General features: G+C 33.4%; 17 protein-coding genes. 14 read left to right on the plus strand and 3 right to left on the minus strand.

The annotated features are described in order from the left end of the window. The first annotated feature begins 31 nt into the window (after positions 1-31). The 11 genes from DPQ31_RS10900 (at position 32) to DPQ31_RS10950 (ending at position 12,894) form a co-directional block, all read left to right on the plus strand. On the plus strand, positions 32-1,186 hold the full coding sequence (locus DPQ31_RS10900) for a CgeB family protein (protein ID WP_208731886.1): 1,155 nt from the start codon (positions 32-34) through the stop codon (positions 1,184-1,186). A 145-nt stretch (positions 1,187-1,331) separates the two neighbouring features. Beyond that, on the plus strand, positions 1,332-1,868 hold the full coding sequence (locus DPQ31_RS10905; protein ID WP_000780368.1) for an NADPH-dependent FMN reductase: 537 nt from the start codon (positions 1,332-1,334) through the stop codon (positions 1,866-1,868). Position 1,869: 1 nt separating this feature from the next. Beyond that, the gene (locus tag DPQ31_RS10910; protein WP_208731887.1) at positions 1,870-3,099 is read left to right on the plus strand and encodes an MFS transporter; all 1,230 of its coding nucleotides are present in this window, start codon (positions 1,870-1,872) and stop codon (positions 3,097-3,099) included. Positions 3,100-3,162: 63 nt separating this feature from the next. Further along, positions 3,163-3,720 (plus strand): YdcF family protein, encoded by a 558-nt coding sequence (locus tag DPQ31_RS10915; RefSeq protein WP_001045784.1) that lies wholly within the window; start codon positions 3,163-3,165, stop codon positions 3,718-3,720. Between the two features lie 104 nt (positions 3,721-3,824). After that, positions 3,825-4,772, plus strand: a complete 948-nt coding sequence (locus DPQ31_RS10920; RefSeq protein ID WP_098711554.1) for an ABC transporter ATP-binding protein — start codon at positions 3,825-3,827, stop codon at positions 4,770-4,772. 3 nt (positions 4,773-4,775) lie between these two features. Next, positions 4,776-6,287, plus strand: coding sequence for an ABC transporter permease/substrate-binding protein (locus tag DPQ31_RS10925; protein WP_000129124.1), 1,512 nt, complete (start codon positions 4,776-4,778; stop codon positions 6,285-6,287). Between the two features lie 213 nt (positions 6,288-6,500). Further along, positions 6,501-7,928: a basic amino acid/polyamine antiporter gene (locus DPQ31_RS10930; RefSeq protein ID WP_087971277.1), complete on the plus strand. Its 1,428-nt coding sequence runs from the start codon at positions 6,501-6,503 to the stop codon at positions 7,926-7,928. A gap of 76 nt (positions 7,929-8,004) precedes the next feature. Continuing rightward, positions 8,005-8,265: a hypothetical protein gene (locus DPQ31_RS10935; RefSeq protein WP_000391448.1), complete on the plus strand. Its 261-nt coding sequence runs from the start codon at positions 8,005-8,007 to the stop codon at positions 8,263-8,265. A 105-nt stretch (positions 8,266-8,370) separates the two neighbouring features. After that, complete coding sequence (locus tag DPQ31_RS10940; RefSeq protein WP_098711551.1) at positions 8,371-10,188, plus strand: DUF8727 domain-containing protein; 1,818 nt, start codon at positions 8,371-8,373, stop codon at positions 10,186-10,188. Beyond that, positions 10,178-12,028 (plus strand): hypothetical protein, encoded by a 1,851-nt coding sequence (locus tag DPQ31_RS10945; protein WP_001243344.1) that lies wholly within the window; start codon positions 10,178-10,180, stop codon positions 12,026-12,028. The genes DPQ31_RS10940 and DPQ31_RS10945 overlap by 11 nt, the downstream gene beginning before the upstream one ends. A 269-nt stretch (positions 12,029-12,297) precedes the next feature. Further along, the gene (locus tag DPQ31_RS10950; RefSeq protein WP_000487809.1) at positions 12,298-12,894 is read left to right on the plus strand and encodes a hypothetical protein; all 597 of its coding nucleotides are present in this window, start codon (positions 12,298-12,300) and stop codon (positions 12,892-12,894) included. A gap of 97 nt (positions 12,895-12,991) precedes the next feature. Here DPQ31_RS10950 and racA read toward each other — a convergent pair whose 3' ends face one another. Then, entirely contained in the window at positions 12,992-13,534 is a 543-nt protein-coding gene (gene racA, locus DPQ31_RS10955; RefSeq protein ID WP_000456001.1) for a chromosome-anchoring protein RacA, read from the minus strand. Positions 13,535-13,893: 359 nt separating this feature from the next. Between racA and DPQ31_RS10960 the strand changes: the two genes are divergently transcribed. Both DPQ31_RS10960 and DPQ31_RS10965 read left to right on the plus strand, forming a co-directional pair. Beyond that, a complete protein-coding gene (locus DPQ31_RS10960; protein WP_208731888.1) occupies positions 13,894-15,249 on the plus strand; it encodes a hemolysin family protein in 1,356 nt (451 codons plus the stop codon). Between the two features lie 132 nt (positions 15,250-15,381). Continuing rightward, a complete protein-coding gene (locus DPQ31_RS10965) occupies positions 15,382-16,806 on the plus strand; it encodes an aldehyde dehydrogenase family protein (protein ID WP_208731889.1) in 1,425 nt (474 codons plus the stop codon). Positions 16,807-16,846: 40 nt separating this feature from the next. Here DPQ31_RS10965 and DPQ31_RS10970 read toward each other — a convergent pair whose 3' ends face one another. Further along, positions 16,847-17,239: a YueI family protein gene (locus DPQ31_RS10970; RefSeq protein ID WP_000247576.1), complete on the minus strand. Its 393-nt coding sequence runs from the start codon at positions 17,237-17,239 to the stop codon at positions 16,847-16,849. Between the two features lie 253 nt (positions 17,240-17,492). Between DPQ31_RS10970 and DPQ31_RS10975 the strand changes: the two genes are divergently transcribed. Continuing rightward, positions 17,493-18,611, plus strand: a complete 1,119-nt coding sequence (locus DPQ31_RS10975) for a BA2291 family sporulation histidine kinase (protein WP_199632093.1) — start codon at positions 17,493-17,495, stop codon at positions 18,609-18,611. 33 nt (positions 18,612-18,644) lie between these two features. Here DPQ31_RS10975 and DPQ31_RS10980 read toward each other — a convergent pair whose 3' ends face one another. Further along, positions 18,645-19,394: a DUF4397 domain-containing protein gene (locus DPQ31_RS10980; RefSeq protein WP_000083271.1), complete on the minus strand. Its 750-nt coding sequence runs from the start codon at positions 19,392-19,394 to the stop codon at positions 18,645-18,647. Positions 19,395-20,339 lie beyond the last annotated feature (945 nt).

A 20,339-nucleotide genomic window follows, 5' to 3' on the forward strand; every position in this document is an offset into this window, starting at 1 on the left:
CATTTCCGGTTAAAGGAGTAGTGGAATAATCATGGAATTAATGCGATGGGCGATTGAACTAGGGGAATCGGTGCATGGAAATACGTATGAAGAATTGATGCCACTACTAGACTATTATTATGATCGTGATCATTTAAAAGCGTATTGTATCGCAAATCTTCTTTTAAACATGGATGTATTAGATGAAGATCGGGAAAGAATCGAATTAAGAAGATGCATCGCTGCTTATTATGCTGGATTATATAAAGTGGCAAGAAAACATGCAAATGAGTTGGTACTTAAACATCCGGATGTAGATTTATATAAAAATAATTTAAAATTAATGGAAGTTTATTTGAATAAAGAATATGATTATTGTCTTTTTATATGCCCGAAGACGTACGGTAGTTTCATAGATGTTGCGCGAGCTTTGAAATGGAGGTTGGAGCAGGAGGGAAATACAGTAATTATATCAGAAACAATACTGGGAAATGTAAAGAATATAGTTGTTTTTGGAGCGCATACATACGCTTATAACCCGAATCTCCTTCCGCAAGATGCAATTATTTATAATTTAGAACAGCTATACGAAGGAAGTCCATATGCGCACCCGCTTTATTTAATATTATTAAAAGATAGAGTGATTTGGGATTATAGTAAACAAAATATAGAATGGTTAAAACAAAAAGGGGTAGGAAAAGAAATAAAACATGTAGGAATGAACTATGCTCCAACTTTGGAAATAAAAAAAGATATATTTGAAGGTGAGATTACTGAAGATATTGATATTTTGTTTATAGGTGCTCTTAATCCGAGGCGGCAAGCTATTTTTAATCACCTAAAAGCCATTGCACCGAATTTAAATATAGTTTTTAAAAATAATGCGTGGGGAATTGCTAGAAATGAGTTAATTGCTAGGTCTAAAATTATATTAAATATTCACTTTTACTTATCGGGAATTCTTGAAACACCACGTGTTTCTTATGCGGTCGCGAATAAGAAATTTATTATTTCGGAAAATAGTAATCCAGAAGACGAGATAGAGTGGCCAGGAATTGTATTTACTCCGTACGAAAAAATAATTGAAAACGTAATGAAATATATAGAATTACCAGAAGAACGAAAAGAATTAGCGGAAAAAGCATATTACCATTTTGAAGCAAATAAAAGCATAGGTACAATAAGTCAGAATGGTGAAACAAAGTAATAGCGCGAAACTCATACGAAAGTATGAGTTCTTTTTTCGTGTATCATACTATTTGATTAAGGAAGTTCCCTCTTTATATTGTGTTTTGTATAGAAATTTCTGATAATATATAAGTAGAATTTGAAAACAAAGGGGAGAATTGTTTATGAAACTAGTCGTTATTAACGGTACACCAAGAAAATTAGGTAGAACTCGCGTTGTGGCAAAATATATTGCAGATCAATTTGAAGGGGAGTTATACGATTTAGCAATAGAGGAATTGCCTTTATATAATGGCGAAGAATCGCAACGTGATTTAGAGGCAGTAAAAAAATTAAAAGCGTTAGTGAAAGCAGCAGACGGTGTAGTACTATGTACACCAGAATATCATAATGCGATGAGCGGAGCGCTGAAAAACTCGTTAGATTACTTAAGTAGTAGTGAGTTTATCCATAAACCTGTCGCATTACTAGCTGTTGCGGGGGGCGGTAAAGGAGGAATTAACGCATTAAATAGTATGCGAACTGTTGCTAGAGGTGTTTACGCAAATGCAATCCCAAAACAAGTAGTACTTGATGGACTTCACGTACAAGATGGTGAACTTGGAGAAGATGCAAAACCATTAATTCATGATGTAGTTAAAGAATTAAAAGCATATATGAGCGTATATAAAGAGGTGAAAAAACAACTAGGAGTGGAGTGATATGTCCTCGCTTTATCATGATTCTCGCTTGTATTACATTCTAGGAGCCAATAGTTTATCAGCTATTGGTTCCGGGATTGTTATGATTACGATCCCATGGTTGTTAATTAAAGAAGGTGGGGGAGAGACAACGTTTGGTTATGTTTCGATCGTTGCAACCCTCATTATGTTTTTATTCACACCATTCATTGGGCAAAGCATTGATCGTTTTTCAAGAAAATCTTTATTGTTATGTAACGAAGGTATAGGGATAGCCGTTATAGGAATGATGACTATATGGGGATTTGCCGGGCAATCTTATCATTCTATTCATTACATTATTATTTATATAGCAGGGTCATTCTATTATCTATTATTCTATCCTACAATTTTTGCATTTAACCAAGAAATATTTCAAGCAGAACATTATAAAAGTTTAAGTGGAACGATGGAGATACAAGGACAGTTAACACAAGTTATTTCAGGAGCAGCTGCGAGTTTTTTAATTGAAATGGTTTCTTTGAAATGGATCTTGTTAGTAGATATGTTAACTTTTGCAGGAGCATTTTTTCTTTTCTTATGTATACCGTACGTAAAGAAAAAAGAAGTGAAACGGAAAGTACCGTTTAAGAAGCAATTGTTCGAAGGAATTCACTTTATGAAAAAGTGTCCTAAGCTTTTTTGGTTTTTACTTGCCACTTATATGCCGTTTATCGGTGTTATGATGGCAAATTATTTAATACCAGTTTATATTTCAGATATACTTAAAGCCAATGCTTCTGTATACGCAGTAGAAGGTATGATGTACGGTGTCGGAGCGGTTATTGCGGGAATCAGTATTCCACTCATAATGAAGTATGTCAAAACAGAAGTTTCAATCGTTTTGACGATGATCATTTATGTAATTTCAATTACCATAATGATCATTGAACCGTCCGTAATGCTGTTATATGGACTAGCGATTTTTCATGCGATTGGAAACGCTGGAACAAGAGTCGCGAGAAATGTATTGATGATGGAGGAAATCCCAAACGAAGTAATGGGACGAGTGGACAGCTTATTTCGCTTAATTGGTACAGGAATACGAATAGTATTATTAATGGTGTTTACAGCAGGTGTATCTAAAGTTGGGGTAATGCTCCCATTTTACCTATTAAGCTGTATATTGATCCTATCATTAGGAATCGCTCTTTACTATGTGATATCACAACGTAAAATCAGAGCGGATGTTCCGAATAAATCACTCGTTTAAAAATTACTTCTGCCTCCCTTTCTTTTTCTATATAATAAAAAGAAAGGGAGTGTTAACTTATTTATGAACAAATGGATATTACTTATAATCTTATTACTACCGCCACTATACATTATTTATATGACGTTTCGAATGAATAAAGTTGCTCGTGAGAAATTGAGTAATCACTCTCCATACGTTCTTATATTAGGTGCAAAGTTATTTGGAGATAGACCGTCTTTATCACTTCAAAACCGTTTGGATGTAGCGTTGGAATATTTATATTCTCATCCTGAGGTGAAAGTAATTGTTTCAGGTGGTCAAGGAGAAGATGAAGATATACCGGAAGCTCACAGTATGAGAAACTATTTAATGGTACACGGTATAGATGAGAGTCGTATTTTAATGGAAGACCGTTCGACAAATACGTATGAAAATTTGAAGTTTAGTATGGATTTATTTGATGTAAAACATGCGGTAGTTGTCAGTAATACGTATCATTTATATCGAACAAAAATAATTGCGAGGCGTTTAGGAATAAAGATGGAGGCATTAGCTGCAGAAACGCCAATGCGTTCTAAGAGAAAAATGTATGTGCGTGAATATGCTGCTATTATGAAAACAATATTGTTCGACCGTTAGAGCTCAAATGTGAGCTCTTTTTTATATAGAAATAATGCGTATCATTTGAAATGAATTCCATATTCCATCAAAATAAAGGAAACAACAATAAAGGAGTTGTATTTGTGATTCAATTTAATCATGTGTCAAAAGCGTATGAAGATGGCACAAAAGCAGTGGATTCATTGCATTTAGAAATTAAAAAAGGAGAATTTTTTGTTCTCATTGGTCCGAGTGGTTGCGGGAAAACAACGACAATGAAGATGATTAATCGTTTGATTGAAACGACAGAAGGTTCAATTTTAATCGATGGAAAAGATATTCAACAATATAATATAAATGAATTACGTTGGAATATAGGATACGTGTTGCAGCAAATTGCTTTATTTCCACATATGACAATCGCTGAAAATATTGCAGTTGTTCCTGAAATGAGAAAATGGAGCAAAAAAGAAATAAAAGCACGTGTCGATGACTTGCTACAGATGGTTGGGCTCGATCCAGATGTATATCGTGATCGTATGCCTGATGAATTGTCAGGAGGGCAAAAACAACGTGTCGGTGTCGTACGGGCATTAGCCGCAAATCCGAAAATTGTTCTTATGGACGAACCATTTAGTGCGTTAGATCCGTTAAGCAGGGAGCAACTTCAGAAGGATATCGTACAACTGCAAAAAAAGATTCAAAAAACGATCGTGTTTGTAACGCACGATATGCAAGAGGCATTATCACTTGGTGATCGCATTTGTGTAATGAGAGCAGGAAAAGTTGTTCAATTAGATACACCTGAAGGTATTATACATAATCCGAAAAATGATTTTGTTGAGGAGTTCATTGGAAATCGTGGGCGACAATGGTATGAGGGAATAATTATAGAAGATGTAATGCCACTAGACGATCATACACGAGTAGAAGGGGCTGCTTTATCTTTACATGCTCCTTTACAAGAAGCACTAGTCCGTTTACAAACTGAAGAATCAGTGCCGGTTGAAAAAGATGGTCAATATGTTGGTATGTTAACAAGTCGTCATATTGTCAATTATATTGTTGAACAAATGAAGGAAAGAGGCTAAACAGTGACTGATTTTATTCAAACGTTCCAAGAAAGAAAAATAGAATTGCTAAGTGCATTAAGTGAGCATTTACAAATATCGCTTATTTCACTATTTTTTGCAGTAATTATTGCAGTGCCACTTGGCATTATATTAACGAGAAAAGAACGAATGGCTGAATTTATAATAGGGACTTCTGCTGTTATGCAGACAGTGCCCTCACTTGCTTTACTTGGACTATTAATTCCGTTAGTAGGAATTGGAAAACTGCCAGCTATAATCGCATTAGTTGTGTATGCACTATTACCTATTTTACGAAATACATATACAGGAATACGGGAATTAGATGAATCACTTATAGAAGCGGCGAGAGCTATGGGGATGAATAGCTGGAAAAGGTTATGGAAGGTAGAGCTTCCGCTCGCGTTGCCAATTATTATGGCTGGTATTCGTACAGCGATGGTATTAATTGTTGGAACGGCTACATTAGCTGCTTTAATAGGTGCTGGTGGGCTCGGTAAGCTCATACTACTCGGGATCGATCGAAATGACCATGCGCTTATCATTTTAGGGGCCGTACCAGCTGCGTTACTCGCTTTATTCTTTGATATAGTACTTCGCATACTTGAGAGTCCAAAACGCTCTTCTAAGCGCGTTATATTGACGATATGTATAGTTGTAGTTATGATTGCTACTCCATTTCTATGGAATACACAAAAGAAAGATATAGTTATTGCTGGAAAACTTGGATCGGAGCCAGAAATTTTAATTCAAATGTACAAACAACTTATTGAACAGGATACAGATTTACAAGTAGAATTAAAGCCGGGTCTTGGGAAAACAGCATTTGTATTTGAAGCGTTAAAATCAGGTGAAGTAGATATATACCCAGAATTTTCAGGAACAGCCTTATCTACTTTCGTGAAAGAAGAACCGAAAAGTACAAATCGTGAGGAAGTATATGAACAAGCTCGCGTTGGAATGGAAAAAAAATATAATATGGTTATGTTAAATCCAATGGAGTATAACAATACATATGCACTAGCGATGCCGAAAAAAATAGCAGATCAAAAGAATATAAATACAATTTCTGATTTAGGAAATATTGCACAGGAAGCTAAAGTAGGATTTACATTAGAATTTGCAGATCGTGAAGATGGTTATAAAGGAATGCAAAAGTTATATAACTATAAGTTTTTAAATGTTAAAACGATGGAACCGAAACTGCGCTATAGTGCAATTCAATCTGGTGATGTGAACGTAATCGATGCATATTCAACGGATAGTGAATTGGAGCAATACGGACTTAAAGTGCTAAAAGATGATAAAGGATTATTCCCACCTTATCAAGGTGCGCCGTTATTAAGAAAAGAGACATTACAAAAATATCCTGAACTTGAAAAAGTATTAAATAAATTAGCTGGAAAGATTACAGATGAAGAAATGCGAAAAATGAATTATGAAGTAAATGTGAATGGTAAAAGTAGTGAAGAAGTAGCGAAACAATTTTTACAAAAAGAGAATTTACTTCGTTAATTTTACAAGAAATATACAATTTTATATGTTTAAAATGACCGCTCATTACAAAATGAGCGGTTTTTTTGTGCATACTTATACATTTTTTCAAAAAAGTATTCCATTTTTCTTCATTTTCTTTTAGAATAAGTAATGTTTTCCTGAAAAAATATAAGAGAAACGTCTATTAGAGAAAAAGGTGACTTTAATAGTTGAACGAACATAACACCTAGAATGACAGATGGGGTGGTACAAATAGAAAAGAAGTTAGGATTTTTTCCGTTAATCGCATTAGTAGTTGGAACGATGGTTGGTGGCGGTGTTTTTAGTTTACCGCATGATTTAGCAGTAGGAGCAAATAGTGGTGCAACGATAATTGGTTGGTGTATTACAGCAATGGGAATGATTCCACTTGCGCTCGTATATCAAACGTTAGCAAGACAAAAACCGGAGCTTGAGGGCGGAATTTATAGTTATGCACGAGCTGGATTCGGTGAATATATTGGTTTTAACAGTGCTTGGGGATACTGGCTGGCAGGGATTTTAGGAAATGTTGCAACAATTATGCTACTGTTTAGTACATTAGGTTACTTCTTCCCAATTTTTAAAGGTGGAAATAATGTTGCGTCAATCGTAGGTGCATCACTTTTACTATGGACACTTCATTTTCTAATTTTATTTGGAATTCGTGAAGCTTCCATTATGAATGTTATTGCAACAGTAGGGAAATTAGTTCCGATCTTATTATTTATTGTCGTAATGGTAACAGCGTTTCGCTGGGATACATTTACACATGATTTTTGGGGAGAAGGAACAATCTCACTTTCCGCTATTCTTGGTCAAGTGAAAAATACAATGCTTGTAACGCTATGGGTGTTCATTGGGGTTGAAGGAGCAGTTGTATTATCAGGAAGAGCAAAAAATAGTAGGGACGTTGGAAAAGCGACAGTACTTGGATTAATTTTAGTTATGTCTATTTATATTTTAATTTCTGTTCTGTCAATGGGAGTAATGACGCGAGGAGAACTTTCCGTTTTAGAAACTCCTTCAATGGGACATGTATTAGAACATGTTGTTGGGCCATGGGGTGCAATGGCAATTAATATTGGATTAGTTGCGTCACTTGTAGGTACATTAATTGGCTGGTTTTTACTTGTTTCGGAAATTTCTCACGTAGCAGGAAAAGATGGCGTGTTTCCGAAGGTCTTTACGAAAACAAATAAAAAGCAAACGCCACACATGGCATTATGGATTTCAAATATCGTTGCTCAAATTATATTTATAATTGTTCTGTTTTCAGAATCGACATATCAAATTATGTATTTTATTGCGTCAACATCAATATTATTACCATATTTATTATCAGCGCTATACCAATTCAAATTAGTAATTACAAATGAACTAAAAGATGCAAAAGTAAAAAATGGCTCGTTAGCTTTAATTGCCTCTATTTATTCTGTATGGCTTATTTATGCAGCGGGTTTAAAGAATTTATTACTCGTTTCAATCGTATATGGAATTGGGATTATCGTTTACATGTTTGCACGAAAAGAAAAAGGGAATCGTTGTTTTGTAGGTATAGAGAGATATGTGATGTGGGCAATTGTTGTCGCAGCTATCACATCACTTTATCTGTTGATAACTGGAACGATAAAAATGTAAAAGTCCTTTTCATTTAAAGGGCTTTTTTCTTTGTGTAGAGAATATTTAATACATAAGATATTCAGGAGGGATGAAAATGGAAGAAAAAGAACAGTTGTCTAGAATAATTGATTTAGCTAGTGAGTTAAGGAAAGTATTAGTACAAGAATCTTTTTTTAATCATCATCCTGAACTAAGGGGAGTAATTGAAAATTTAGCGAGTTCTGTTGAGAATTTAGCGGAGTTGCAGCAAAATAAAGATGAAAACGCTGAGGATCGATTACGATATGTACTGGCTAAAATGAAAATTGCTCACAATGCTATTTTACAAGAGAAAAAAGCATTTCCATCTCATTAATATACGTTTTAATTTTGAACCTGGCGGATAACGTCAGGTTTTTTATTTCTAGTTTTTTTTTTCTTTCATACACTAAGAATAGTATGAAAAAAGAAGGTGATTAAGATGAAATTACATAAAGCTCTTCAGCCAAGTTTTATAAAACGAATGTACTATATGAGGTTTATCGGGAAATTTACAAAAGCGGAGAGAGAGAAGAATGGAGAGAATTTTTTTGTACAATGTCTATCGCCAATACCATCTAATTTACAAGAGCAATTTACAAATGAACATTATATATTTGAAGGGTTATGTAGCAATAAAAAGAATGAAAAGATTTTTTCAGAATTAAAGAAGAAGAAATTAGAAAAGCAATTGGTTATGTTTCGTCTTTATTATGAAAGAGGAAATGTATACGTGGAGTTAATATGTACAGAAGAACCTAGAGAAATAGCAACTGGCTATAAAATGATTCCAGCACCTAAAGTTGCAGATAATAAAAAAAGAGAGTCTTTAGAACGAAAGCTTTGTAATGGTTATTTATCATTTCTTATGCCGAAATATCCAAAAGACTTTGAGTCTCCTGAATTACTGTGGCATGATGGAAGGTTATATGGAAATATATTGTTAAAGTCATCAATTAGTTCAATCGCGTATTTTGAACAAAATCGAAAATGTAAATATATAGACTTAAGTGACTGGATGAAGCATGTAGAAATTGCGGTAGAAGAGCAATTGTATTTCGTAAGTGATCAAGTGTATGAGCAATTAAAAAAACGAATAACGGAAGAAGGGAAGCTAGTTGAAGTAGAGGATATAAAAGTACACAAGGAAGTATGGGAATGGGATGAGCGTGAATCATCCTTTTTACAGTATGTACAAAGTACGGTGCGTAATAAAGGGATGTATTTGGACGAAACAGATATTTATAATTTTCATATAAGTGTAAAAACAAATATGTTAACGATTCTTGGTGGTATACCGGGAGTTGGAAAATCACGCTTTGTGCAAGCTTATGCAGAGGCACTTGGATTACAGTATGGAGAAGAATTGGTTTGGATTCCGATTTCTCCATCGTATCAAGAACCACATGATTTACTTGGATATCTTCACCCAAATGGTACTTTTATTGAAAGTGAAACAAAGTTAGTTAGAGCGTTAATGAAGGCAAAAGAAAATCAAAATCAATTGTATATAATCGTTTTTGATGAAATGAACATGTCACATATTGAGCATTGGTTTACTCCATTTCTATCTGTTCTTCAACTTGAAAAGGAAAATCGTATTTTGAATTTGTATGAGGGTGCGCAGAAATTAGAAAACCAAATTCCATCAACAATTGAAATTGGAGAAAATATTATCTTTGTAGGTACTGTGAATTTTGATGAAACAACGACAGAACTCTCTGATCGATTATTAGACCGAACCAATTTAATTACGTTACAAAAAATTCCGTTTTGTGAGATGTGCATGGTACAAGAGAAAGGTGTATTACAACCACCTCTGAAAGTAACAGCGGGAGAATTTCGGATAAATTGGATCAGAAAGAAATCTATGATTGAAGTGTTTTCTGAAGAAGAGTTAGAGCTATTAGATAAGTTGCATGTTGTATTGTCATCACATGATGCGTCAAAGGGAATTTCTTTTCGATGTGCAAATGCAATTGCTATGTATTTGCAAAATATACCATTTCAAAATAATCATTCTTATATGATTAGCAGAGAAGAAGGTTTTGATTTACAAATAAAGCAACGTGTACTGACGAAATTAAGAGGTACTGAAATGATGGTTGGGTCATTACTTTCTGAAGAAGTAAAAAGGGGAGCGACTTTAGTACCTCTTTTGCAATCGCCACTTGCAAACAGAGTCTCTACATTTGAACACTCTTTAGCATATATAAGAGAAAAACGTAGAGAACTGGAGTTGTATGGATATGCGAAATGAAGAGCGGTATGAAACAGAAATTGTTGATACGAATGAAACGCTCCCTTTTGTATTAAAGTTAATCATAGGAACAGAGGCAAAAGGGGAGTATATTTTATTAAATCGTCTTTGCACATCTACTACAGCATTAGTTCAATGTATTTACAAAGTACAAGAATTAAAACCGATAAGATTGCATTACCATTACGAAAGTCCAATGAATATTACTTTCATATGGAATAAAGTGTATGAGGGCCAGAAAAATATAAAAGAGTCACAATACGAAATAAATGAAAAAAAACAAAAGGTACTAATTTATGAACATGGAAAAACGGAATTCTTTTATCCATGGCGATGTGGTTTATATCATTTTGAAGTTCGTATAGAAGACACAACGTATTATGGTGCTTTTCAAATCGTTCCAAAAAATTTTTTTGATGACCAATTTGAAATGATTCAAAACTATGTAAAGTCAATTTTAAATGAGTTGATTTTAGATAGAGGTTATTATAAAAAGACTTTCTCTGCCCTTAGTGATATTGAGGATTCTTCTTATTTAGTGTTACTTAGAAAGTTGCCGCAAAAAATGAAAAAGATAAAACAAGTTTTTAAAAAGATTGAATCAAGTTCAAAATTTATACATGAATATAAATGGGAAGTGAAGGAACGGAAGGCAACGAGAAAAGGAACAATAATGGCGGAAAGAAAGTCCTATACGAAATATTATAATCGTAAGTTTATTGAACAAAAAAATAGTAGAGAAAATGCATTTCTTAAATTTAAAGCGATGCAATTTTATCATTATTTACTTGAAGCCGAAAGTTTTTTACGTCAAACAATTGAAATATTAGAAAGAGAAAAAAAGAAAAAATTAGAAGAGTTTCAAGCTGTAAAAACGATTATGCAAACAATTGAGCGTAATGGATCTGTGACTGATAGAGAGAAGCAAAAATATAAAAATATACATTTACTAAAAGAAGCCGATTTACGTAAAAGCTCTGTGAAAATACAAGAATATAAAATATTAGCTCATATTGTACGTGAAAGTGTACAATACTTTAAAACTTTAATATATTCCCCCTTTTGGAGAGAAGTTTCTGAAACGGGTAATATGAACTCATACGATTTACCAATTCCACATCAACAATTACTACAGCATTTAAACTTACTTCCACAATATACAGATCAATCTCCATCTTTATTATTTGTATATAAACCAACGTTTTTAGTGTATGAATATTACGCTTTTTTTATCGTTATTTCCATGCTAGAGCAAATTGGTTTTAAAGCTAGAAATCCCATTCGTGAACAAATACAAGAGCATTTTTATGTAGATGGGTTACAAGATGGGACGACAGTAGTTTTACATCAAGATGATATGAAGGTCCATGTTGCATTTAATGACTTAATTGAAACACACCCCCTTATTGCATTAAGTAAAGGGAGTAACTTTTATAATGGCGAGGATACAAAAAAACCAGATATTCGCTTAGACTGTTATGTAAAGGAAGAAGGGAAATACGTATATAAATCTTCTATTATTATTGAAGTGAAGTATAGCCCAATGTACAATATTTTTCAGCACGTTGGAAATACGAAAGCGACTGAGCAAATGTATAAATACTGGTCTATAAAGTATGTAGAAGAACAGAATGGAAAGCGTGTTTTTCATCGACGGGCAATTTATGAAGTTATTTGTGTATATCCAGGAAGTCATATGCATAGTAAAAAAATTGAATCTGGGTGCGGTGTCTTTTTGCAATTATATCCATATAAGACGAAACAAGGAGAAGAGAAATTAGCAGGAAAACATGGGATGGTACAAATCTTTGAGAAGTGGTTAAAAAATAATAAGAAGTAAAAGAAATCCTTTTTCATAAAGGATTTTTTTAGATTAAGAAGAATTATATGCTGTATGGAAGTAGGTAGGATGTAATTTAAAAAGTGATACACATAGGTTATTAGAATAACTGTACATGTGAGGTAAGAGACGACGAAGTTGGAATTTAATTCATTTTGCAGAATATAATAAGTCATAAATATTTTTAGTTGCATACGAAGATTTGTTCTTATATGATAGATAGTGAAAGCGTTATCAAAACAGAGCGACGATGGGAAAGGTGGGGAAATATGTTCCAGCGTGTTCAAACAAAGGAAGAACATTTTTGGTTCGAGCAACTATGGGGAGATTTTTGTGAAGAAAGAAACTTAATGTTCGTAGAACGTAATTTAAATCCAACACGATTTTTATTAATAGAAGATGAGCATCATATAGGTACAGTGGAGTGTATTAAGTATACGGTACCCGAACAATCAAATTCTGAGTTTTTCTATCCGTTTTCTAAAAATGATTTAGTGAAAGATTTAAAAAATGTGTATGAAATAGGCAAGCTAAGTATTGCGAAAACGTCTCGTGGGAGAGGGCATTTCAAAAGGCTAACAGCTATTTTATTTGTGCATGCGTTAGAAACGAAAGCGGAATGGTATATTGCAGCAGTTACAAAAAGAATGTATATGTATCTACTAACACTCGGTTTTCCTATAGAGCCGATAGACAATCCATTTCAGTTTCATGATACTTTACAAGGTGTACCAGTGCGAATTCATGCTCGAAAAGGAGTTACGCATTTGTATTCTTTAAAAGAATTTCGCGATGTGATTCAAGGGAATGCTCATGCACAGGCATTAATCGCGGAATACAGTAAGAATATTATGTTAACAAAATAATTAGAAGTGAATATATATAATATAGAGAATGATATATTAATATGGCAGTATCCTTCATGAAAAAATGACCCTTATTGTTTTAATAAGGGTCTAAAAATCATAATCCAAATATACTAAAAATCATTTTGCGGCGCTTCGGTTTCTTTTCTCTTTCATATGTTGGTTTTGAATCAGGAGTAATATATATGGGCTCTTCTTTTTTGAGGGAAGCTTCTAGCTTTTGGATTCGTTCTAACATTTCCTCCATTTCACGACGGTGTTGCAAAAGTTGGTACGTAACGACATCATTTGCCTTATCTTGCATTTGCTCCTCCATTCGATCTAGCCTTCTTGTAATTGTGTGTAATTGAGTAGCTAATTGTTCAAAATCATTTGATGATGTGTTTTGAACAATTGTGTTTACTTGAGTTTTTAATTCTTCAACATCATTTGATGATGTTTTTTGAGTAGGTTGAGAGTTTTGCGAATGCTCAATTTGAGAACGATGGTATTCTAACATTTGATCTACATCATCTTGTTTGAAAATAAAGTGACCATATTTATTTTTTTCTATCGTAAGATTTAATTGTTGTGCAATCCGGACAACAGCCTTGGGGCTAACACCTAACTTTTTTGCGATAAATGGTGTTTTATATTCCAAAATAATCCCTCCTATATATATCCTGTTGAATGATTTCGATCTATGAAGTAAGTTCCCTTCCGGTATGACAAAAGAAGTGTGGAATCGGCAAAGAAAGTGTTTTTTCACGAAATTAAGTTGTGAAGAATATATCGTTTATATAAAAATGATTCATCGTAAGATTTAGAATAATTTGATTTGACTAGGGGAAATGAATTAGATTATCATAATGATAAATATCTTTTTTATGTATGCATATAATATATAAAAAGGTGGTTGCTAATGTAGAATTTTGTTAGAGTATTAGAATGCTTACTTCACTTGAATAAAATTAAGTAGGAGGTGGCTTCCTTGCTTACAATGTAAGTAAGGAAAAGTATTTGGACATATATAGTATAAGTATAGTGATTGTTTTAATTGCCTTAACGGCATTTTTCGTTGCAGCAGAATTTGCAATTGTTAAAGTGAGGAGTTCACGAATTGACAATTTAATTGCAGAGGGAAATAATCGTGCAACTTCTGTCAAAACAGTCATTACAAACTTAGACGAATATTTATCGGCTTGCCAGTTAGGAATAACAGTTACAGCTCTTGGAATTGGGTGGTTTGGTAAACCTGCGCTAAAGCAAATGTTCGACACGCTTTTTGCAAATTGGAAAATATCTACTCAGCTCGCAGATATTTTTGCTGTAATTTTAGTATTTTTGTTAATTACTTTTTTACATGTTGTAATAGGGGAATTGGCCCCAAAAACAGTTGCAATTCAAAAATCTGAACAAGTGAGTTTGCTTGTTTCTAAGCCGTTAATTTTCTTTTATCGTATTGCATTCCCATTCATTTGGCTATTAAATGGTTCAGCTCGAATCATTACGAAGCTGCTAGGGCTGAAACCGCCGAAAGGGCACGATGAGGTTCATTCGGAAGAAGAATTACGGTTGTTAGTTTCAGAAAGTTATAAAAATGGTGAGATTAATCAATCTGAATATAAATATGTAAATAAAATTTTTGAATTTGATGATCGGATTGCAAAAGAAATAATGGTACCTCGAACTGAAATGAATATTATAAGTAAAGAAATGCCCGCTGAAGAAGCTTTGCAAAAAATGTCTCGTGAAAAATATACAAGGTATCCAGTTGTTGATGGCGACAAAGACCACGTAATAGGTTTTGTAAATTTTAAAGATATTTTTACTGAGTTTGTACAGCATAAAGCTGTTAATAAAAAGACAGTAGAGCAATATGTTAGACCAATTATTTTAGTTATTGATTCTATTCCAATTCATGATTTGTTTTTAAAAATGCAAAAAGAAAGAACACATATTGCTATATTGATAGATGAATATGGTGGTACATCTGGGCTTGTTACTGTTGAAGATATTTTAGAGGAAATTGTAGGAGATATTCAGGATGAGTTTGATACGGATGAACAGCCAGAAATTCAACAAGTTAGTGAAACAAAGACGATACTAGAAGGAAAAGTACTCGTTAGTGAAGTGAATACGTTATTTGGTCTAGAGATTGATGATGATGGTGTTGATACAATTGGTGGTTGGATATTAACGAAGAATATAGAGATTGCTGAAGAGGATTCCATTGAAATTGAAAATTATAAGTTTTGTGTGAAAGAATTAGACGGGCGCTATATTAAAAGGTTAGAAGTTACAAAAACAGTAGAATCGATTGTCGTTTTAGAAGATGAAAAACAAATTTCTTTACAAGAGCAAATTAGCTCGTAAACTCTGCTATATAGCAGAGTTTTTTTGAGCATAATGTTTTTGGAGGAATACGGGCTATGATACAATTACATAAGTCAGACCTTTCACTAGGTGAAGTATTATTTTATACATATATTTGGAAGGGGAAGAAAGATGAAAAAGCATTTATATATAAATGGAGATTGGAAGTCAGTAAACACGTATAAACCATTATATGCACCATACTCTGAAGAAACGTTAGCGGAAATTGCACAAGGAACGGAAGAAGATGTTCAAGAGGCTGTTACTTCTGCAAAAAATGCAATGAAAAAAATGAATACATTAACTGCATACGATCGGGCAACTATTTTAGAGAAGGTTGCGCAAATAATGTATGAAAGAAGAGAAGAGTTTGCAGAAATTATTGCAAAAGAGGCTGCAAAACCAATACGTGCTGCAAGGGGAGAAGTAGATCGTACTGTTCTAACATATAAATTTGCAGCAGAAGAAGCGAAGCGTATATATGGTGAAACATTGCCACTTGACGCAGCACCTGGTGCAGGGGGGCGAATTGCCTATACGATTCGCAAACCAATTGGGGTTATAGGAGCTATTACGCCATTTAACTTTCCGTTAAATTTAGTAGCGCATAAAGTGGGCCCTGCAATTGCTGCCGGAAACACAGTAGTGTTAAAACCAGCTGATCAAACGCCATTATCTTCTTACGCATTAGTTGAATTATTTGAAGAGGCAGGGTTGCCAAAGGGAGCTTTGAATATCATTTCTGGTCCTGGTGCAACTGTTGGCGAGGCAATTGTTAAAAATGATGATGTTGCGTCCATTACTTTTACCGGAAGTCCGAAAATCGGAATCGGAATAAAGGAAAAGGCTGGATTAAAACGAGTTACGTTGGAATTAGGATCCAATGCTGCCGTTATTATTGATGAAGATGTAGAGTTAACTGATGAGATAATGGAACGCGTGAAATGGGGCGCATTTGTTAATAATGGACAAGTTTGTATTTCGGTACAACGTGTGTTTGTACACGAAAAGAGAATGGATGAATTTCTTTCGAAGCTAAAGAAAGCGATGGAAACAGTTGTTGTTGGTGATCCAATGAATGAGGAAACGGATGTATCAGCTTTAATTTCGAAAAAAGATGTAGAGCGAATTGACATGTGGGTGCAAGAAGCAATTAAGGAAGGAGCAACTGTTTTATACGGTGGTAAGAAGCGTGATGAAAGAATTTTCGAACCAACTGTATTAACAAATGTTCCAGAGCATGTATCTGTACAGTGCCAAGAAGTATTTGGTCCAGTTATGACAGTAAATACATTTAAAGAATTTGATGAGGCGATAGAGAAAGTAAATCATTCACGTTACGGTTTACAAGCAGGCGTATTTACAAATAACTTATTTAAAGCGATGCGTGCAATTGATGAGTTAGAGGTTGGTGGGGTTATGATTAATGATATTCCAACGTTTAGAGTAGATCATATGCCTTACGGTGGTGTGAAAGAAAGTGGCACGGGTCGTGAAGGAATTAAATATGCAATTGAAGAAATGACAGAAATGAAATTAGTGTGTATTAAAAAATAAAGCAAAAGGTACACTTGTTTAATTAAGTGTACCTTTTATTTTACTTCATTTCTTGTTTGAAAATAGCATCTTCTACATAAATTTGTTCTTTATCTACAGCTGTGCTATGAGATAATACTAAACCAATTGGTGTTTCTGTATCTTTATTTTGAACAATTGTAAAAGGAATATTTTTTTCGTTTGCTAATTTAATGTATTTTGATAAATGTGGGTAAGCAATGCCACCGTTTAGGAGGATTTGTAATGATTGAGAAGAGCGTATGCTACTTGCTACTTCAGTATATACATTACTTTGCATTACTTGACCGATAGTTAAAGCGATTTCTACGCGCTCACGTAATGTAGTTAAATACATATTACGTTCTTCTGGTTTGTTTTGCTTTTGGCCATAAATGCCTTCTTGGAGATAGTCTTCCACATTTTTATTTACCATATTTTTCACACCTTTCACTTCCTATTGTACGCAAGAATTAAAAATGATGCAAAAAAAGTCGTTTTGAATACGGAAATAATTAAAAAAATGAGAAGGAAAAAGAGAGATTTGAATATAAATAATTAAATAAGAAAGAAAAAAATAATTTTATCAACAGAAATTAACAAAATGTGACAATAATCTATTAACGAAACATATTTTTTGTGTTAATATTCAAAATATAAAGGGTATTCGTCGTATGGAAATGGAGTGAATGGAGGTTTTTCCAATCGATAAGGATATTAAAGAAGTATTTTGTTCACACTTGAAAAACAACAGGCACCAATTCGTAGAGAACTGGAAAAACAAAATGATAATTTCCGAAAAAGATCCATTTAAACTAGAAGTAGTTCAAAATGGAGAGGATTTATTAGAGTTAATAATCGAACTTACTATGGAAGATAAAGATATAAATTATCTTCAACCATTATGCGAGAAAATCGCAATTGAACGAGCAGGAGCAGATGCGAATATTGGAGACTTTGTTTATAATGCAAATGTGGGAAGAAATGAACTTTTTGAAGCGATGTGTGAATTAGATGTTAGCGCTCGTGAATTGAAACCAATTATGGCCAAAATACATACTTGTTTTGACAAATTAATTTATTATACCGTTTTAAAATACTCGGAAATTATATCGAGGAATTTAGAGGAAAAACAGCAATATATTAATGAAACACATAAAGAAAGGCTGACGATTTTAGGCCAAATGTCAGCTAGTTTTGTACATGAATTTCGTAATCCGCTTACTTCAATTATGGGATTTGTCAAATTATTAAAGGCAGACCATCCGAGTTTATCGTATTTAGATATCATTTCGCATGAATTAGATCAATTAAATTTTCGAATCTCGCAATTTTTACTCGTTTCGAAAAAAGAAATGTGGAATGAATCGGAACGTTTTTGGCTTAATGACTTGTTCCAAGATATTATACAGTTCTTATATCCGAGTTTGGTTAATGCAAATGTTTCGATTGAAAAGAATTTGCCGTATCCAATACCACTTGTTGGTTATCGGAGTGAAGTGAGGCAAGTATTTTTAAATATTTTAATGAACTCAATTGACGCTATGGAAGCAATGAAAGAAGAGCGGAAAATTATCATTGATGTTTTTGAAGAAGAGCAAGCTATTCGAATTGTGATAAAAAATAATGGACCGATGATTCCAGCTGAAAATGTAGAAACGATTTTTGAACCATTTGTAACTACTAAAAAATTAGGAACTGGTATTGGGTTATTTGTATGTAAACAAATTGTAGAAAAACATAAAGGGTCCATTATGTGTCGTTCAGATAGCGATTGGACAGAATTTCAAATTGCATTTCAAAAGTAAACAGTCTACACCAAATAAATGGTGTAGACTGTTTTAATTTGTAAGTATAACGGCTTCTAATTTAGGGTCTTTAGTTGAATAGCCTACTATTGAAATGGTATAAATTATATTCGGTTCAACATCGAATTTAGGTAAAGTTAACAGGATTTTTTTATTATCTGCGAGTGAAACTTCAATATCTGCTGTACCAGGGCTAACTTGTAAAAAATCTGTTATTTGTTTAAAGAGCACATTTTCAAATAAATGATCTCCACCTTTTAAATCTACGTTAACAACAGGGGTATCTGGAGAAAAATGCATAAATCGAATTTTGGCTTGCCCAGATGGTATATGTGTATTATCAAGTATAGGTTGTAATTGTAGGTGATTATCACTATTTATTGCGGCAAGTGTATACGTATGATTTCCCATTATCGGTACTAAAGCTGAAAAAATTGGAGTTTCGTTCCCGACAGGGACGATATCAATGCGATATTTACCTTGCACTAATGATAAATAGGGGCTAAATTGCTTAAATGAAATGTTTTTGATTACCTTTTGTCCATTTACTAAAATGTCAACCGCAGGCGTGTTTGGAGCAGAATGAAAAATTCTTATATGTGACGGTAAAGCGGCTTCTTGAGAATCTCTTTTTTCATATGCCTGTACAAGTTTTGTAAGTGCATCGTAATACTTCATATATAGTTCTACATATTTTTTGGGATTGCTATATTGATAGTAACGGGCGAGCTGATCGTAACGTACAGCTTCTTGTCCATATTTTTCGATTTCAGATTGAGACATGCACATTCCTCCTTTGTCATCATTAAAACTATATGCGAAGTGAGAAAGAGGTTATGCGAAAAACTTGTATTTCTGAATGGGAAAAGTAAAAGATTAAAAACATATTTTGGGAGAAGTATGTCTGAGTATTATTGGCTAGTAAAGTGGTACTAAAAGAGTTGTATATGGAGTTAGTTAAGTTGAATAGAAGCTTATATTTACTAGGAGTAATAAAAATATAAAAAGACTAAATTATAAGGGCATTTCAATCAACGTATCGAATACATGTATAAAAAATTTTTAGTAAAGGGATTTTTTAATTTATAGGCAAACACACATACAAAGGGATAATTGTCCTACATAATTTATAAAGGAAAGGTAGTTTAACTTCGGTGGAAGGAGTGGCACCTTGGGATGGGGATATCCCGATTATGATTGTGAATGAAGTTATGAAGGAATTTGTGTGAAAAATCGTTATATGACTGTTGAATTCGTAAAACGTATGGTTTTTTGATTTATTTTAGCGAGTCCCAGTAATATTGATAAAAGAGCGTCGTGTCGAACTGATTAATGTGGTTAATCGGTTCTTTTTTTATGTATAAACTGAAAATATTAAATGTGGAAAATTAGTTTCTATAAAAAGATTGTTATCATTGCGGCGAGATAATTGTCGAAATTTTTTTGGAAATATGCAATTTAAAGTAGGATAATAGGAAGGAGTTTAAAGGGAGTTCCGTCGAAGTTTACACAATGTCGGCATTTGAGGGAAGTTGGCATTATGTTAGGAAAACATTTAGTAATACGTTACTTTTATATAAGGGAGGGTTATTTGAGCGTATAGATAAGGATTGGTCTTCGTTTTAAGTTCTGAATTTTCTGTTTTCAAAACATTTATTAGCACTCATTTGTATATTTTATAATAGTATTTTGATAAATTCACTGCTTGTGCAGAGGATTCTTTTTTAT

Origin of the sequence: Bacillus sp. COPE52, assembly GCF_003355115.1 — a bacterium.
Taxonomy (GTDB): domain Bacteria; phylum Bacillota; class Bacilli; order Bacillales; family Bacillaceae_G; genus Bacillus_A; species Bacillus_A toyonensis.

What these genes read in the sequence shown, in the direction of transcription:
- DPQ31_RS10900 (WP_208731886.1), top strand. Translation starts at nt 32, where the DNA reads ATGGAATTAATGCGATGGGCGATTGAACTAGGGGAATCGGTGCATGGA.
- DPQ31_RS10905 (WP_000780368.1), top strand. Translation starts at nt 1,332, where the DNA reads ATGAAACTAGTCGTTATTAACGGTACACCAAGAAAATTAGGTAGAACT.
- DPQ31_RS10910 (WP_208731887.1), top strand. Translation starts at nt 1,870, where the DNA reads ATGTCCTCGCTTTATCATGATTCTCGCTTGTATTACATTCTAGGAGCC.
- DPQ31_RS10915 (WP_001045784.1), top strand. Translation starts at nt 3,163, where the DNA reads ATGAACAAATGGATATTACTTATAATCTTATTACTACCGCCACTATAC.
- DPQ31_RS10930 (WP_087971277.1), top strand. Translation starts at nt 6,501, where the DNA reads ATGACAGATGGGGTGGTACAAATAGAAAAGAAGTTAGGATTTTTTCCG.
- DPQ31_RS10935 (WP_000391448.1), top strand. Translation starts at nt 8,005, where the DNA reads ATGGAAGAAAAAGAACAGTTGTCTAGAATAATTGATTTAGCTAGTGAG.
- DPQ31_RS10940 (WP_098711551.1), top strand. Translation starts at nt 8,371, where the DNA reads ATGAAATTACATAAAGCTCTTCAGCCAAGTTTTATAAAACGAATGTAC.
- DPQ31_RS10945 (WP_001243344.1), top strand. Translation starts at nt 10,178, where the DNA reads ATGCGAAATGAAGAGCGGTATGAAACAGAAATTGTTGATACGAATGAA.
- DPQ31_RS10950 (WP_000487809.1), top strand. Translation starts at nt 12,298, where the DNA reads ATGTTCCAGCGTGTTCAAACAAAGGAAGAACATTTTTGGTTCGAGCAA.
- DPQ31_RS10965 (WP_208731889.1), top strand. Translation starts at nt 15,382, where the DNA reads ATGAAAAAGCATTTATATATAAATGGAGATTGGAAGTCAGTAAACACG.
- DPQ31_RS10970 (WP_000247576.1), bottom strand. Translation starts at nt 17,239, where the DNA reads ATGGTAAATAAAAATGTGGAAGACTATCTCCAAGAAGGCATTTATGGC.
- DPQ31_RS10975 (WP_199632093.1), top strand. Translation starts at nt 17,493, where the DNA reads ATGGAGGTTTTTCCAATCGATAAGGATATTAAAGAAGTATTTTGTTCA.
- DPQ31_RS10980 (WP_000083271.1), bottom strand. Translation starts at nt 19,394, where the DNA reads ATGTCTCAATCTGAAATCGAAAAATATGGACAAGAAGCTGTACGTTAC.